Raw genomic sequence first — 15,157 nt, forward strand, 5'->3', positions numbered from 1 at the left:
TGTATCGGACGGCTCCGGTGCCGGGTTCTCTCGGCAGACTGGGCGCATGACATCCACATCCATGAGCAAGGGTGCCAATCTTCCCGTCGAGGCCGGGGCCGTACACGTGGTGCTCGGCTGGTCCGGGGGGTCCGGTGCGCCGGACGCCGATGCCTCCGCGCTGCTGCTCGGTGCGGGTGGACGGGTGCGGGACGACGGGGACTTCGTCTTCTACAACCAGGCGCAGCACGCCTCCCGTGCCGTACGTCATCTCGGGAAGCGGCAGGACGCCGGGGCCACGACGGACACGGTCGAGGTGGACCTGCGTGCCCTGGAGCCGGACATCGAGAGGGTCGTCCTGTGCGCCTCGGCCGACGGGGGCACCTTCGGTGAGCTGTCCGGGCTGACGCTGCGGCTGCTCGATGCCGGTACGCGGGACGAGCTCGCGTACTTCGAGATGGAGGCCACGACGGAGACGGCGTTCATCGGTGGTGAGCTGTATCTGCGGGGTGGTCGGTGGAAGTTCCGTGCGGTCGGACAGGGGTATGCGTCCGGACTCGCGGGCCTGGCCACCGACTTCGGGATCAGTGTGGACGAGGAGCCTGAGGCCGCCGTAGCCTCGCCGACCGTCGCCCCGGCGGCCGCTCCGGCTCCCACGCCTGCGCCAACGCCCTCAGCCCCCGCACCCCCTCCGCAGAGCAGCCCCCGCCTCACCAAGGGCGAGGAGCAGCTGCCCCTGGACATGCGCAAGCGGCTCTCCCTGCGCAAGGAGCAGGTGGCGGTCAGTCTGAAGAAGCACGGCGCGGCGGGGGTCAGGGCGCGCGTCATTCTGGTCCTCGACGCCTCCGGATCCATGTCAGGGCTGTACTACAAGGGCGTCGTGGCCGACGTAGTGGAACGGATGGTCGCGGTCGCCGCGGAGTTGGACGACGACGGGGTGATGCAGGCATGGACGTTCGCGTCCCACGCCGCCCGGCTGCCGGATCTGAGCCCGGGGGAACTGCCGGAGTGGCTGGAGCTTCATGTCCGGGTCGGTGAACTGACCCTGTTCCGGCGGAGCAAGAAGCCACGCAAGGGTCTGCGGCCGGGGCAGGTGGACATGCGGGCGGTCGGCATCCAGAACGAGGAGCAGAAGGTGATCGCCGAGGTCCGTGCGTACGTCCGCGAGCACCCGGCCGCCGATCCCACACTGGTGCTGTTCTTCTCCGACGGCGGTGTCTACCGCAACAAGGAGATCGAGAAGGAGCTGCGGGAGGCGGTGGAGGAGCCGGTCTTCTGGCAGTTCGTGGGCTTGGGCCGGTCCAACTACGGCGTGCTGGAGCGGTTCGACGAGCTGCCGGGCAGGCGCGTCGACAACGTGGGGTTCTTCGCCGTCGACGACATCGCCGGCCTTCCGGACCCGGAGTTGTACGACCGGCTGCTGTCCCAGTTCCCGGGCTGGGTGACCGCGGCGCGACAGCTGGGCATCGTCTGACCCGCGTACGAGCGGCCCGGCCCGGGCCGGGCCCGCGCCGGTGCGGCGCGGGCCCGGTTCTCCGTCACGCGACCGTCCCCGGATGTCGGCGTACCGGGGGTCACTCCGGCTGGTGTTCAGGCCCTCCGAAGTCCGGGCTCGAGAAGTCCGGGCTGGAGTAGCTGGGCCGTGGGCCTGCCGCCGGGCCGCCGTCGGGGCTGCTGAACCCCGGCCGGTTGTAGCCGAGTTGCGGCATGCGGCTGATCGGCGTGGGCGACGTACGACCCATTGCCGCCGCACCCGGATCCGCGAGTGCCTCCCTGAGGAACGGCAGGATGCCGCGCGCCAGCAGGGCATCGCGCCAGGCTTCCCTGGCCCGGGCGACCTGTTCGTCGAGCTCGCCGCGCGCTCCGGCCTGGAGCGAGGACGAGCCGTTGCGCAGTGCCGTGAGGAGCAGTCCGACCGCGGCGACCAGAATCGCGACCGCCGTGACCGCGCCGAAGACCCACCCGGTGGTCAGGAGGGTCTTGGCGAACGCCGGCTCGGGGTCGAGCATCTTCAGGATGTACCCCACGAGCAGGAAGATCGCCGCGGCTGTGCCGGCGAGGACGGGGGCGAGCACCGCGACGACGGCGATGGCGCCCGCTCCGGCTGTCTCGGTGACCTCCCCCACGGTGGCGGCGAGCCCCATCGCGCTCGAGCCCGGCTCCGCGGAGCCGGCCTCCTCGCGAACGGGCGGGGTGGTCGGCGCCGGATGGCGCAGTTCCTCACGGACCTTCACGTAGTGCTGGTACTCGGCCGTCGCGGCCGCCGTGATGAGCGCGGTGGCGTTGAGTGCCATGGTGCGCAGTTGTTCCGGGTTGAGCCGCTGGCCGACAGCGGCGAGTTCCGGGCGGTGTGGTGCGGAGCGCAGCGCCTCATCGAGGATCCGCTCGTATTCCTGGCGGTCCTCGCTCAGCAGGTGCTGCGGAACGCTGTTCATCTGCATCCCCCGATGCTCCGTAGGGCTGATGGCTCGCACGCTGACGAGCCGTTGGGCAGAAACGGAGGGGAGCCTGCTACGGATAGTCCGATGGTAGAGCGGTGACGGCACGCCGTGACAGGGGGTTTCCAGAAATTGCCCCCTGGCCAGCGCAGTCCTCCGTGGGGGGACGCCTGCCCGTTGAACCCTCAGTTATCCAATGGCAGTTGCTGGACCAGCAGTTTTCCGGCCATGGTCACGCCGCCGTCCATCGCGATGGCCAGTCCGTCGGCGTAGAGATGCGGACCTTCGACGATGGGGCCCGTACTGTCTTCGCCGTCCTCCGAGCCCACTTCGCCGAGCAGGTACGGGATGGGGCTGTGGCCGTGGACGATGCGCGTGCCGCCGTATGCGTCCAGGAGGGAGAGTACGGCCTCGGCGCCGCCGTCGTCGCGGAAGGCGAAGCGCTTGGTGAACTTGCGGAACAGGTCCCAGCACTCGTCCGCGTCGTTGCGGGTGAGGGTTTCGCGGATGGTGTCGTTGAGCGCCTCGATCGAGTCGCCGTAGTCGAGGTAGGCGGTGGTGTCGGAGTGCACCAGGAGGTGTCCGTCGACCAGCTCCATGGCGTCCAGGCGGGCCATCCACTGCAGATGATGATCCTGGAGACGGTCCATGTCGGTCTTCTGGCCGCCGTTGAGCAGCCAGGCGGCCTGGAAGGTGGCGGTGCCCGCGCCGGAGTTGACGGGGGTGTCGCCGAAGCGCTTGGCGCCGAGCAGCAGCAGCTCGTGGTTGCCCATCAGCGCCTTGCAGTAGCCGCCGGCCGCGGCCGCCTCGGCGGACAGCCGCATCACCAGGTCGATCACGCCGATGCCGTCCGGGCCGCGGTCGGTGAAGTCGCCGAGGAACCACAGGCGCGCGGTCCCGGCGGACCAGTTGCCCGCGGAGTCGATGAGGCCCTGCTCCTGGAGCGCGGCGACGAGCTGGTCGAGATAGCCGTGCACATCGCCTACGACGTACAGCGGCCCCGGTCCGTCGGTGGTCTCCGGAGCGGCGGGGTCAACGGCGATCTGAACCGTGTCACCCCGGTTGATGACCGGCAGATCACGTCGCGTGGGCGTGTAGCCCTCGGGCTCCTCACCGGGTCCCGCACCCTCGTCGGGTGGCGTGTTCTGTGCGTACGGACCGGTCTCGTGGACGTACGCGGGCACCCGGAAGTCGCGCAGCGTCGCCGCCCGCGCCAGCTCGGGTCCCTGACCGGCCCCCTGAGTCATCGACCCCTCCACCACCATCGCGCCGCATCTGCACCGGATCGGACTGCCTGGTCGCAGCGGCCCGCGGTGTCGTGGGCCCATCATAGGAATGCGGATCGCGCCATGTGATGACCCAGGGGTGGTGAATCGGGGCAGGAGCCCAGTTCACCGGGGTTTTTGCCCGAATTGGGCGGGGCTTTCCCCGCCCTTTCTTTACCGGGCGTCAACCTTTCTCGGGTGATCGGGGCGGACTCACCGTCGTACGCGGCGGACGGCGTTCGGAGGAGGTCCGCACGATCAGCTCGGTCGGTATCACCTGCTCGACCGGTTGGTCCGATTCGACCCCCTCGATCGCGTCGATGAGGAGCTGGACCACCGCTGTGCCGATTCGGCGCGGTTTGAGGGAGAGCGTGGTGATCGGCGGCTCGGTGTTCGCGTAGACGGTGGACTCGCTGCAGCAGACGAGGAGCAGGTCGTCCGGTACGCGCAGGCCGTAGCGTCTGGCGGCGGCCAGCAGGTCGGTGCCGTTCGGGTCGAAGAGCCCGTAGACGGCGTCGGGGCGGTCGGGCCGCGCGAGCAGCCGGTCGGCGGCGACGGCTCCCGCGCACGGATCGTGCGCCGGGTAGGCCTCGTACACCGGATCCTGGCCCACTCGCTCGCACCAGCGCAGGTAAGCGGTGGTGGAGAGGTGGGTGTAGGTGTCGGTGGTGGTGCCGGTGAGGAGGCCGATCCGGCGGGCGCCGGCGTCGGCCAGGTGGTCGAGGATGCCCAGGACCGCGGCCTCGTGGTCGTTGTCCACCCAGGCGGTGACCGGCAGTGAGCCGGCCGGGCGGCCGTCGGAGACGACCGGTAAGCCCTGGCGGACCAGCTCGCTGACGACCGGGTCGTGGTCGGACGGGTCGATGACCACGGTTCCGTCCAGGGCGACGTTGGACCACACGTCGTGCCGCGAGGTCGCGGGGAGGATGACCAGGGCGTAGCCCCGGGCCAGCGCAGCCGACGTGGCGGCTCTGGCCATCTCCGCGAAGTACGCGAACTCGGTGAAGGTGAAAGGTTCATCCCCGTACGTCGTCACGGTCAGGCCGATGAGGCCCGACTTGCCGGTACGGAGGGTTCGGGCCGCGGCCGACGGGCGGTAGCCCAGCCGGTCGGCGACCTCGCGGACATGGCGTCGGGTGGCGTCCGGGAGCCGGCCCTTGCCGTTGAGGGCGTCGGAGACGGTCGTGATGGACACTCCGGCGGCTGCGGCCACATCTCTGATACCCGCCCGGCCCGGCCGACCGCCGCGGCGGGTTGTCTCCGCCCGGCTCACCTGGTGCTTCCCTGCTGCTGTCATGGCGAGCCGATAGTAGGGCTCATGCGGTGGGGTAGTGCGGACGCATATGCACTCGTTGACAGGCACGTTTCTGCATGGTCGAAATGGGTCAACTGCCTTGGAAAGAAAGGTAGTTGAACGATCCAATGGCAGGACGTGACTTGTCGGCGCGCATGGGCCTGCCAAGAGGGCCATGTTTCGAAGAGGTCTCAACTCACCTTCACGAGGGATGCGCGCTACGGCGTGAGCCACCGGCGCGCAGCGGGAACAGCAGCGCGCCCCCCCGTTTCGTACACCTTCGTACGGGATGATCACCAAGGTCGTTCACGGCGGCGAGGTGGTTGTCCACAGGCCATTCGCAGTGGCGCCGAATCCTCATAAGGTGAGAAGCATTGGTAGCCGGTGGTGGTCATGAGCCGGCGGTGGTCGCGAGGAGGACTGCGGTGAGCGAGACGAGCCCCAAGCTGCGTGCCGAGCTGGAGGGTATCCCCACCTACAAGCCCGGCAAGCCTGCCGCGCCCGGTGGTGCGGTGGCGTACAAGCTGTCCTCCAACGAGAACCCGTATCCGCCGCTGCCCGGTGTGCTGGAGAGCGTGGCCGCCGCGAGTGGATCCTTCAACCGCTACCCCGACATGGCGTGCACGGGGCTGATGAACGAACTGTCGGATCGCTTCGGAGTGCCGCTCTCGGACCTGGCCACCGGCACCGGCTCCGTCGGGGTCGCGCAGCAGCTCGTGCAGGCCACCAGCGGCCCCGGCGACGAGATCATCTATGCCTGGCGGTCCTTCGAGGCGTATCCGATCATCGCGCAGGTCAGCGGGGCGACCTCGGTGCAGGTGCCGCTGACGCCGGGCGAGGTGCACGACCTGGACGCGATGGCGGACGCGATCACCGACCGGACCCGGCTGATCTTCGTCTGCAACCCCAACAACCCGACGGGGACCGTGGTGCGCCGGGCCGAGCTGGAGCGGTTCCTCGACCGGGTGCCCGGTGATGTGCTGGTGGTCCTGGACGAGGCGTACCGCGAGTTCATCCGCGACGCCGAGGTGCCGGACGGCGTCGCGATCTACCGCGAGCGGCCCAATGTCTGCGTGCTGCGCACCTTCTCCAAGGCGTACGGGCTCGCGGGTCTGCGGGTCGGTTTCGCGATCGCCCATGAGCCGGTGGCTGCGGCGCTCCGCAAGACCGCGGTGCCCTTCGGCGTGAGCCAGCTCGCGCAGGACGCCGCGGTCGCCTCGCTGCGCGCCGAGGACGAACTGCTCGGCCGGGTCGGCTCGCTGGTGTCCGAGCGGGTGCGGGTGCTCGAGACGCTGCGCGGACAGGGCTGGACGGTGCCCGAGACACAGGCCAACTTCGTGTGGCTGCGGCTGGGGGAGCGCACGCTCGACTTCGCCGCCGCCTGTGAGCAGGCCGGGGTCGTCGTGCGGCCCTTCGCCGGCGAGGGGGTCCGGGTGACGATCGGCGAGAACGAGGCGAACGACATCTTCCTCAAGGCGACGGAGGCGTTCCGCAAGGAGCTCTAGGGCCCCGGGCGGTTCTTAGCCCTCCAGGAGTTCTACGCGTACGGGGTCGCCGTCGCGCACGGTGGCGAGCGTGCGGGGGTCGCCGTCGACGCGGCCCAGGATGTTGCAGGGCTCGCGAGGCGGCATTCGGTGCCCCGCGACATCGGCGTGGGCTCGTAGGGGAGCGCGAGGGCGTCTCCGTCGGTCCAGAAGGCCACCGTGCCGGGCTCGACGACCTGTTGGGCGCCGGCCTCGCGGGCGACGGAGACGCCGGTGTCGAAGTAGACCTCCTCGCCCCAGGTGCGGGCTGTGGAGGTGAGCAGCAGTGCCTTGGCGGAGGGCCTGGTTCGAACCGGCCTCTTCTTGCCGACGATGCGTCCGTGACCAGCGGATCCACGCTTAGGCACCCCCACCCGTCAACCCTCGAACGGCCATGCGGCATACTTCCTTGTGAATGTGAACGCGTTCACAAGCGTGTCCCGGTTGCTCCCGTGATGTACGCGTCAAAGGGGGCAAACTGCCGCTGTACCACGGCGATGTAAGGAGACTGACGACGTGGAATTGGCTCTGGCGCCGGAGACTCTGGCGCGATGGCAGTTCGGTATTACCACCGTCTACCACTTCCTCTTCGTCCCCCTGACGATCTCGCTCGCCGCACTCACGGCGATCCTGGAGACCGCCTGGGTGCGAACAGGCAAGGAGCACTACCTCAGGGCGACCAAGTTCTGGGGAAAGCTGTTCCTGATCAATATCGCCATGGGTGTCGTGACCGGCATCGTGCAGGAGTTCCAGTTCGGCATGAACTGGTCCGACTACTCGCGCTTCGTCGGTGACGTCTTCGGCGCCCCGCTCGCCTTCGAGGCGCTGATCGCCTTCTTCTTCGAGTCCACCTTCATCGGGCTGTGGATCTTCGGCTGGGACAAGCTGCCGAAGAAGATCCACCTCGCCTGCATCTGGATGGTCTCGATCGGCACGATCCTGTCGGCGTACTTCATCATGGCGGCCAACTCCTTCATGCAGCATCCGGTCGGCTACCGGATCGTGAAGAAGGCCGACGGCAGCACGCGGGCCGAACTCACCGACTTCCCCAAGGTGCTCTTCCAGGAGACGGCGCTCGTCAACTTCTGGCACGTCATCAGCGCTTCCATCCTGGTCGGCGGCGCCTTCATGACCGGCATCGCCATCTTCCATCTCCGCAAGAAGCAGCACATCCGCACCATGCGGATGTCGCTGCGGCTCGGATTGATCACCGCGCTCGTCGGCACGATCCTCACCGTCGTCAGCGCCGACACCCTCGGCAAGGTGATGTACGAGCAGCAGCCCATGAAGATGTCGGCCGCCGAAGCGCTGTGGGACGCCGAACAGCCCGCGCCCTTCTCGCTCTTCGCGTACGGCGATGTCGCCGAGGGCCACAACACGGTCGCCATAGAGATCCCGGGGCTGCTGTCCTTCCTCGCCAAGAACGACTTCAACGCCAGGATCCCCGGCATCAACGACCTCAACAAGGCCGAGCAGGAGAAGTACGGGCCCGGCGACTACCGCCCCAACATCCCCACCGCCTACTGGGCGTACCGCTGGATGATCGGCTTCGGCGGAGTCTCGATGGCCCTGTGCACCGTCGGCCTCTGGCTGACCCGGCGGAAGTTCTGGCTGGCGGCGGAACACCGCACCGGGGACGAGGACGTGCCGAAGCTCATGCTCACCAAGCGCATGGAGCTGACGCCGAAGCTGGGCGTCTGGTGGTGGCGACTGTCCCAGTGGACGCTGATCTTCCCGATCATCGGTATCTCCTGGGGCTGGATCTTCACCGAGACGGGACGTCAGCCCTGGGTGGTGTACGGCCTGTTGAAGATCAAGGACGCGGTCTCACCGGGAGTCTCGCAGGGCGAGGTGCTGACCTCGCTGATCGTGTTCACCCTGATCTACGCGATCCTCGCGGTCGTCGAGGTGAAGCTGATGGTCAAGTACGTCAAGGCCGGACCGCCCGAGCTCACCGAGGCCGACCTCAACCCGCCCACGAAGATCGGCGGCGACTCCAGTGACGCCGACAAGCCGATGGCCTTCTCCTACTAGGCCCAGGGAGCTGCTGAGTCATGGAACTCCACGACGTCTGGTTCGTCCTCATCGCGGTCCTCTGGACCGGCTACTTCTTCCTGGAGGGCTTCGACTTCGGGGTCGGCATCCTCACCAAGCTGCTGGCCCGCGACCGCACCGAGAAGCGGGTCCTCATCAACACCATCGGACCCGTCTGGGATGGCAACGAGGTGTGGCTGCTCTCCGCGGGCGGCGCGACCTTCGCCGCCTTCCCCGAGTGGTACGCCACGCTCTTCTCGGGCTTCTACATGCCGCTGCTGCTCATCCTGGTCTGCCTGATCGTGCGCGGTGTCGCCTTCGAGTACCGGGTGAAGCGGCCCGAGGAGAACTGGCAGCGCAACTGGGAGAACGCGATCTTCTGGACCTCGCTGATCCCCGCGTTCATGTGGGGCGTGGCCTTCGGCAACATCGTGCGCGGCGTGAAGATCGACCAGCACTTCGAGTACGTGGGCAACTTCTGGGATCTGCTCAACCCGTACGCGATCCTCGGCGGCCTGGTCACACTGACGCTGTTCACCTTCCACGGGACGGTGTTCGTCGGACTCAAGACCGTCGGAGACATCCGGGCGCGGGCACGGAAGCTGGCGCTGCAACTCGGTCTGGTGACGGCCGTGTTGGCTGTTGTCTTCCTGATCTGGACCCAGGTCGACAACGGTGACGGCAAGTCCCTGGTCGCGGTGATCGTGGCGGTGGCCTCGCTCGTCGTCGCCCTGGTGGCGGTCAGGGCGGGGCGTGAGGGCTGGGCGTTCATGCTGTCGGGGCTCACCATCGTGGCGGCGGTCGCGATGCTCTTCCTATCGCTCTTCCCGAACGTCATGCCGTCCTCGCTCAATGACGAGTGGAGCCTGACGGTCACCAACGCGTCGTCGAGCCCGTACACCCTGAGGATCATGACCTGGTGTGCGGGGATCGCCACGCCGATCGTCCTGCTCTACCAGTCGTGGACGTACTGGGTGTTCCGCAAGCGGATCGGTACGCAGCACATCGCCGCGGATGCCGCGCACTGAGTCCTCCGAAGCGCGCTGAGTCCGGCTGAGCGTGCCGAGTCCGACTAACGGCATGTTTCACGTGAAACATGCCTGATGACCCAAGGGTGTGTTTCACGTGAAACCAATCGACCCGCGTCTGCTTCGGTACGCCCGCGCCACTCGCTTCTTTCTCGCGGCGGTTGTCGGTCTGGGGGTCGCCGGGGCGGCGCTGGTCATTGCCCAGGCGATGCTCATCGCCGAAGTGGTGGTCGGCGCCTTTCAGCACGGCCACTCGGTCGCTGAACTCCGCACACCGCTGGGCTTGTTGGTACTGGTCGCAGTGGGTCGGGCGGTCGTCTCCTGGCTCACCGAGCTCGCCGCTCACCGGGCGAGCGCGGCGGTCAAGTCGGAGTTGCGGGGGCGGCTGCTGGAGCGGGCCGCGCTGCTCGGTCCCGGCTGGCTGAGCGGGCAGCGGACGGGCTCGCTGGTTGCCCTCGCCACACGGGGAGTTGACGCGCTCGACGACTACTTCTCGCGCTATCTGCCGCAGTTGGGGCTCGCGGTGGTGGTCCCCGTGGCGGTGCTCGCGCGGATCGTCACCGAGGACTGGGTGTCGGCGGCCATCATCGCCGGCACGCTTCCGCTGATCCCCGTCTTCATGGTGCTGATCGGCTGGGCCACCCGGAGCCAGATGGACCGTCAGTGGCGGCTGCTGTCACGGCTTTCGGGACACTTCCTGGACGTCGTCGCGGGGCTGCCCACGCTCAAGGTGTTCGGACGGGCCAAGGCGCAGGCCGAGTCGATCCGGAAGATCACCGGCGAGTACCGGCAGGCGATCATGCGGACGCTGCGGATCGCCTTCCTGTCGTCCTTCGCGTTGGAACTGCTCGCCACGATCTCCGTCGCACTGGTCGCGGTGACCATCGGGATGCGGCTCGTCCACGGCGAGATGGACCTGTACGTGGGGCTCGTCATCCTCGTTCTCGCGCCCGAGGCGTATCTGCCGCTGCGGCAGGTCGGGGCGCAGTACCACGCCGCCGCCGAGGGGCTTTCGGCGGCGGAGGAGATCTTCTCCGTGCTGGAGACCCCGGTGCCCGCCACCGGCTCGCTCCCCGCGCCGGAGGGCGGGATCGCCTTCGAGGGCGTGACCGTGCGGTACCCGGGGCGCTCCGGGGATGCGGTCTCGGACGTCTCCTTCACGGTCGGATCCGGTGAGACGGTGGCGCTTGTCGGGCCGAGCGGTGTGGGCAAGTCGACGCTGCTGAACGTACTGCTGGGATTTGTGGAGCCCGTCGGGGGGCGGGTGCGGATCGGGGGAGTCGATCTCTCCGAGGTCGACCTGGCGGACTGGCGCTCGCGGGTCGCCTGGGTGCCGCAGCGGCCCCACCTGTACGCGCAGTCCATCGCCGAGAACGTACGGCTGGCGCGGCCCGACGCGGACGATGCGGCGGTGCGGCGGGCGTTGGCCGACGCGGGCGCCGCCGGATTCGTCGACGCGCTGCCCGACGGGGTCGACACGGTGCTCGGCGAGGACGGTGCCGGGCTGTCGGCCGGCCAGCGCCAACGCCTCGCCCTGGCCCGGGCGTTCCTCGCGGACCGTCCGGTGCTGCTCCTCGACGAGCCGACGGCCGCGCTGGACGGGGCGACGGAGACCGAGGTCGTGGAGGCGGCGCGGCGGCTCGCTGTGGGGCGGACGGTGCTGTTGGTGGTGCACCGGCCGGCGTTGCTGGGGGTGGCGGATCGGGTGGTGCGGCTGGAGCCGGGGGCGCCTGGCGCGGCAGTTCCGGCGTCCAGGGTGCCTGTGCCGGCGTCCGGTTCCGTGCGCGCCGGAGGCGCGCCGGAGTTCCGGGCGGTTGAGGTGGCGAGTGCGCCCGCGGCAGCCGGGGAGGAGTCGCACCTGTCCCGGCGAGGGCGTGGGGGCGTGCTCGCTCGTGTCCGTGCCATGGCTGTCCCCCGGCGTGGGTCGCTCGTCCTCGCGCTCCTGCTGGGCAGTCTGGCGCTCGGGAGTGCCGTCGGGTTGATGGCCACCTCCGGGTGGCTCATCTCGCGGGCCTCTCAGCAGCCGCCGGTGATGTATCTGATGGTGGCCGTGACGGCCACCCGGGCGTTCGGGATCGGGCGGGCCGTGTTCCGGTACACGGAGCGGCTCGTGTCGCACGACGCGGTGCTGCGGATGCTGGCCGACACCCGGGTCGCCGTGTACCGGCGCCTTGAGCGGCTTGCGCCCGCGGGGCTGCGGACGACTCGGCGCGGTGATCTGCTGTCGCGGCTCGTCGCCGACGTGGACGCGGTGCAGGACTACTGGCTGCGGTGGCTGCTGCCCGTCGGGGCCGCGGTCCTCGTGTCCGCCGGCTCCGTCGGCTTCACCGCGTGGCTGCTGCCCGAGGCCGGTGCCGTTCTCGCCGTGGGGCTGCTGGCGGCCGGGGCCGGCGTGCCGCTGGTGACCGGCGCCGTGGCGCGTCGTGCGGAGCGACGGCTCGCACCGGCGCGCGGCGTCCTGGCGACACGGGTGGCCGATCTGCTCACGGGAACGGCCGAGTTGACGGTCGCGGGTGCGCTGCCCGCCCGTACCGCCGAGACGCGGCGGGCCGACGCGGTGCTCACCCGTATCGCCTCCCGGGCAGCCACCGCGACCGCGCTCGGCGACGGGCTTACGGCGCTGGTGTCCGGGCTGACCGTGGCGGCCGCCGCCCTCGTGGGCGCCCAGGCCGTCGCCACCGGGCGACTGAGCGGCGTGGCGATGGCCGTCGTCGTCCTCACCCCGCTGGCCGCTTTCGAGGCCGTCCTCGGGCTGCCGCTCGCCGTCCAGCACAGGCAGCGGGTGCGCAAGAGCGCGGAGCGGGTGTACGAGGTGCTGGACGCCCCCGATCCCGTACGCGAACCGGAGGACCCGGCACAGGCACCCGCGTCCGCGTTCCCCCTGGTGCTCAAGGAACTGGGCGCCCGTCACACCGGACAGGACCGCGACGCGCTCGCCGGGTTCGATCTGACCCTCGAACAGGGGCGCAGGGTAGCTGTCGTGGGTTCCTCAGGGGCCGGAAAGACCACGCTCGCGCAGGTGCTGCTGCGGTTCCTGGACGCGGGGACGGGGTCGTACACGCTGGGCGGTGTGGACGCGTACGAGGTGGACGGGGACGCCGTACGCCGGCTGGTCGGGCTCTGTGCCCAGGACGCGCACCTCTTCGACAGCTCGGTGCGCGAGAACCTGCTGCTGGCCCGGAAGGACGCGACGGAGGCCGAACTGCGGGACGCGCTCGGGCGGGCCCGGCTCCTCGACTGGGCCGACGGGCTGCCCGACGGGCTCGACACGCTCATCGGAGAGCACGGGGCCCGGCTGTCCGGGGGCCAGCGTCAGCGTCTCGCGCTCGCCCGCGCGCTGCTCGCCGATTTCCCCGTTCTCGTCCTCGACGAGCCCGCGGAACACCTCGACCTGCCGACGGCCGACGCGCTCACCGCCGATTTGGTGGCCGCGACCGAGGGCCGTACGACGCTGCTGATCACCCACCGCCTGGCCGGGCTGGAAGCGGTGGACGAGGTGATCGTGCTGGCGGAGGGCCGGGTGGTCCAGCGGGGGCCGTACGCGGAACTGGCGGCTGTCGAGGGTCCGCTGCGGGAGATGGTGGACCGGGAGGCGGCGGGGGATCTGCTGGTCGGTGCGGTGGCTCACTGACCGTGCCTCGCGGCTCGGTCGGCCGCCTGGCGCCGGATATCAGCACCGGCGATCCGACTCGCCCCTTCAAGTCGACTTTCCCTGACAAATGGGACTAACTACGCTCAAGGCATGTCAGCAGAACCCGCCTCGCCCGAGCCCGCGCAGGGGCTGTCCGCCGAGCTGGCCGTGCGGGTGCCGCAGTTGCTGGAGGCTGTGCGGTCGGTCGGGGCCGGGCTGGAGCTGCACTCGACGCTGGTTCGGATCTGCGAGACGGCGGCCGAGCTGGCGGACGCGCGGTACGCGGCGATCGGGGTCGTGGCGGAGGACGGGGACGGGCTCGTGGACTTCGTGTTCTACGGGGTCGAGGAGGAGACCGCCGGGTTGATCGGGCGGCTGCCCGACGGGCACAGAGGGCTGCTGGGTGCGCTCATCCACGACCCGGAGCCGGTGCGGCTCGCGAACCCGGCGGATGATCCGCGCTCGTGCGGGTTCCCTGAGCACCATCCGCAGATGGGGAGCTTCCTGGGGGTCCCGATCCGGGTGCAGGGCGAGATCTTCGGGAATCTGTACCTCGGCGAGAAGCGTGGCGGCGGACAGTTCAACGACTACGACCTGAATATGGTCCGCGTGCTGGCCACGGAGGCGGGCATCGCCATCGGCAACGCCCGTCTGTACGAGGCAGCCCAGCAGCGCGAGCGCTGGATCGACGGCTCGGTGGCCGTCACCACCGCACTCCTGTCGGGCGGTGACGCCGAGGACGCCCTCCAGGTCGTCGCCGAACAGGCCCGCAGGCTCTCCGGTTCGGCTGCCGGGGTGGTGCTGCTGCCGGCCGCCGAGGGCGGTCTCGAGGTAGTCGCCGTCGCCTCGGAGCGCCCCGCGAAGACGCTGGGAATGGTCTTTCCGCCGGAGAACGAGGTCGTCGCCGAACTCCTCGACGGGGAGGCCGTGTTCGTCGAGGACGCGGCCACTGATCCGCGCATGGTCAGCGACTTCGCCCACGCGTACGGGCCGACGATGCTGCTTCCCCTGCAGAGCGACGGCCGTGTCCTCGGGAGCCTCGTCACGCCTCGCGCGCTGGGCGCCCGCCCGTTCACGGAGACGGAGCGGACGCTGGCCGCACAGTTCGCCGCGCAGGCCGCGCTCGCGCTGATGATGGCCGAGGCGCAGCGCGACCGGGAGCGGCTCGCGGTGTACGAGGACCGCGACCGGATCGCCCGTGACCTGCACGACCTCGTGATCCAACGGCTCTTCGCCACCGGGATGATGCTGGAGAGCGCCCAGCGGCGGTCCGTCGTGCCCGAGGTCCGGGAGGGTGTCGGCAAGGCGGTCGACGCACTCGACGTGACCATCCAGGAGATCCGCACCGCCATCTTCGCGCTCCAGCAGGACCCCACGGAAGCGCCGTCAGAACTGCGCACCCGGGTGCTGCGGGAGATCAACATGGCCGCCGTACCGCTCGGCTTCAAGCCCGCCCATCGCTTCGTCGGACCCGTCGACACCGTGGTCGGGGAACTCACCGGCAAGAACCTCATCGCCGCCCTGCGCGAGGCCCTCTCCAACGCCTTCCGGCACGCCGGAGCCTCCCGTATCGACGTCGTCGTCGACGCGACCGTGACCCTGCCGGACGGGCGGCAGGGCGTACGGCTGACCGTCACCGACGACGGAGTCGGCATCCCCGACGGCGGCCGACGCAGCGGCCTGCGGAACCTCGAGCGGCGCGCCGAGTCCCTGGGCGGCGACAGCTGGTACGGGCCGGGGGCGGCGGACGGGGCGGATGGTGCGGACGCGGGCGGTACGACGGTGGTGTGGCAGGCACCCTACTGAGTGCGTTCGGCGCCTCCGCTGAGCACCTTCAGCGGCTTTGCCGAGAACACGCCAGGGCCTCGCCGCCGCCTCCGCCGAGCACACTCCACGGCTTGGCCGAGTCAGCACCGCCGCCTCCCCCAAGCACACTTCACGCCCCCTCGGGGCAACACGCCCAAG

9 protein-coding genes and 1 pseudogene are annotated in these 15,157 nt (G+C 69.8%); 6 read left to right on the forward strand and 4 right to left on the reverse strand.

The genetic code is table 11. From position 1 onward, the window contains the following. Positions 1-46 precede the first annotated feature (46 nt). Positions 47-1,453, forward strand: a complete 1,407-nt coding sequence (locus tag OG246_RS09185) for a VWA domain-containing protein (RefSeq protein WP_266458546.1) — start codon at positions 47-49, stop codon at positions 1,451-1,453. Between the two features lie 100 nt (positions 1,454-1,553). On the opposite strand, the gene OG246_RS09190 is transcribed toward OG246_RS09185, so the two are convergent. The 3 genes from OG246_RS09190 to OG246_RS09200 all read right to left on the reverse strand — a co-directional run bounded on the left by OG246_RS09190 (position 1,554) and on the right by OG246_RS09200 (position 4,979). After that, on the reverse strand, positions 1,554-2,420 hold the full coding sequence (locus OG246_RS09190; protein WP_266458549.1) for a hypothetical protein: 867 nt from the start codon (positions 2,418-2,420) through the stop codon (positions 1,554-1,556). Between the two features lie 182 nt (positions 2,421-2,602). Continuing rightward, the gene (locus OG246_RS09195; protein ID WP_323178284.1) at positions 2,603-3,664 is read right to left on the reverse strand and encodes a metallophosphoesterase; all 1,062 of its coding nucleotides are present in this window, start codon (positions 3,662-3,664) and stop codon (positions 2,603-2,605) included. Positions 3,665-3,866: 202 nt separating this feature from the next. Further along, a complete protein-coding gene (locus OG246_RS09200) occupies positions 3,867-4,979 on the reverse strand; it encodes a LacI family DNA-binding transcriptional regulator (RefSeq protein ID WP_266458552.1) in 1,113 nt (370 codons plus the stop codon). Positions 4,980-5,401: 422 nt separating this feature from the next. Between OG246_RS09200 and hisC the strand changes: the two genes are divergently transcribed. Beyond that, complete coding sequence (hisC, locus tag OG246_RS09205; RefSeq protein WP_266458555.1) at positions 5,402-6,481, forward strand: histidinol-phosphate transaminase; 1,080 nt, start codon at positions 5,402-5,404, stop codon at positions 6,479-6,481. Between the two features lie 15 nt (positions 6,482-6,496). On the opposite strand, the pseudogene OG246_RS09210 reads toward hisC, so the two are convergent. Continuing rightward, a pseudogene (locus OG246_RS09210) lies at positions 6,497-6,789 on the reverse strand (cyclophilin-like family protein); the annotation flags it as partial. A gap of 226 nt (positions 6,790-7,015) precedes the next feature. Here OG246_RS09210 and OG246_RS09215 point away from each other — a divergent pair. The 4 genes from OG246_RS09215 (at position 7,016) to OG246_RS09230 (ending at position 14,998) form a co-directional block, all read left to right on the forward strand. Beyond that, positions 7,016-8,533: a cytochrome ubiquinol oxidase subunit I gene (locus OG246_RS09215; protein ID WP_266458558.1), complete on the forward strand. Its 1,518-nt coding sequence runs from the start codon at positions 7,016-7,018 to the stop codon at positions 8,531-8,533. A 20-nt stretch (positions 8,534-8,553) separates the two neighbouring features. Next, complete coding sequence (gene cydB / locus OG246_RS09220; RefSeq protein ID WP_266458561.1) at positions 8,554-9,561, forward strand: cytochrome d ubiquinol oxidase subunit II; 1,008 nt, start codon at positions 8,554-8,556, stop codon at positions 9,559-9,561. Between the two features lie 88 nt (positions 9,562-9,649). Continuing rightward, on the forward strand, positions 9,650-13,192 hold the full coding sequence (gene cydD, locus OG246_RS09225; protein WP_266458564.1) for a thiol reductant ABC exporter subunit CydD: 3,543 nt from the start codon (positions 9,650-9,652) through the stop codon (positions 13,190-13,192). Positions 13,193-13,303: 111 nt separating this feature from the next. After that, positions 13,304-14,998, forward strand: coding sequence for a GAF domain-containing protein (locus tag OG246_RS09230; RefSeq protein ID WP_266458567.1), 1,695 nt, complete (start codon positions 13,304-13,306; stop codon positions 14,996-14,998). Positions 14,999-15,157: the final 159 nt, after the last annotated feature.

Source organism: Streptomyces sp. NBC_00620, assembly GCF_026341825.1.
Lineage (GTDB): Bacteria > Actinomycetota > Actinomycetes > Streptomycetales > Streptomycetaceae > Streptomyces.

Excerpts from the sequence above, each read along its gene's own strand:
- OG246_RS09190 (WP_266458549.1), bottom strand. The coding sequence starts at position 2,420 with ATGCAGATGAACAGCGTTCCGCAGCACCTGCTGAGCGAGGACCGCCAG.
- OG246_RS09230 (WP_266458567.1), top strand. The coding sequence starts at position 13,304 with ATGTCAGCAGAACCCGCCTCGCCCGAGCCCGCGCAGGGGCTGTCCGCC.
- OG246_RS09200 (WP_266458552.1), bottom strand. The coding sequence starts at position 4,979 with ATGACAGCAGCAGGGAAGCACCAGGTGAGCCGGGCGGAGACAACCCGC.
- cydB (WP_266458561.1), top strand. The coding sequence starts at position 8,554 with ATGGAACTCCACGACGTCTGGTTCGTCCTCATCGCGGTCCTCTGGACC.
- OG246_RS09195 (WP_323178284.1), bottom strand. The coding sequence starts at position 3,664 with ATGACTCAGGGGGCCGGTCAGGGACCCGAGCTGGCGCGGGCGGCGACG.
- OG246_RS09185 (WP_266458546.1), top strand. The coding sequence starts at position 47 with ATGACATCCACATCCATGAGCAAGGGTGCCAATCTTCCCGTCGAGGCC.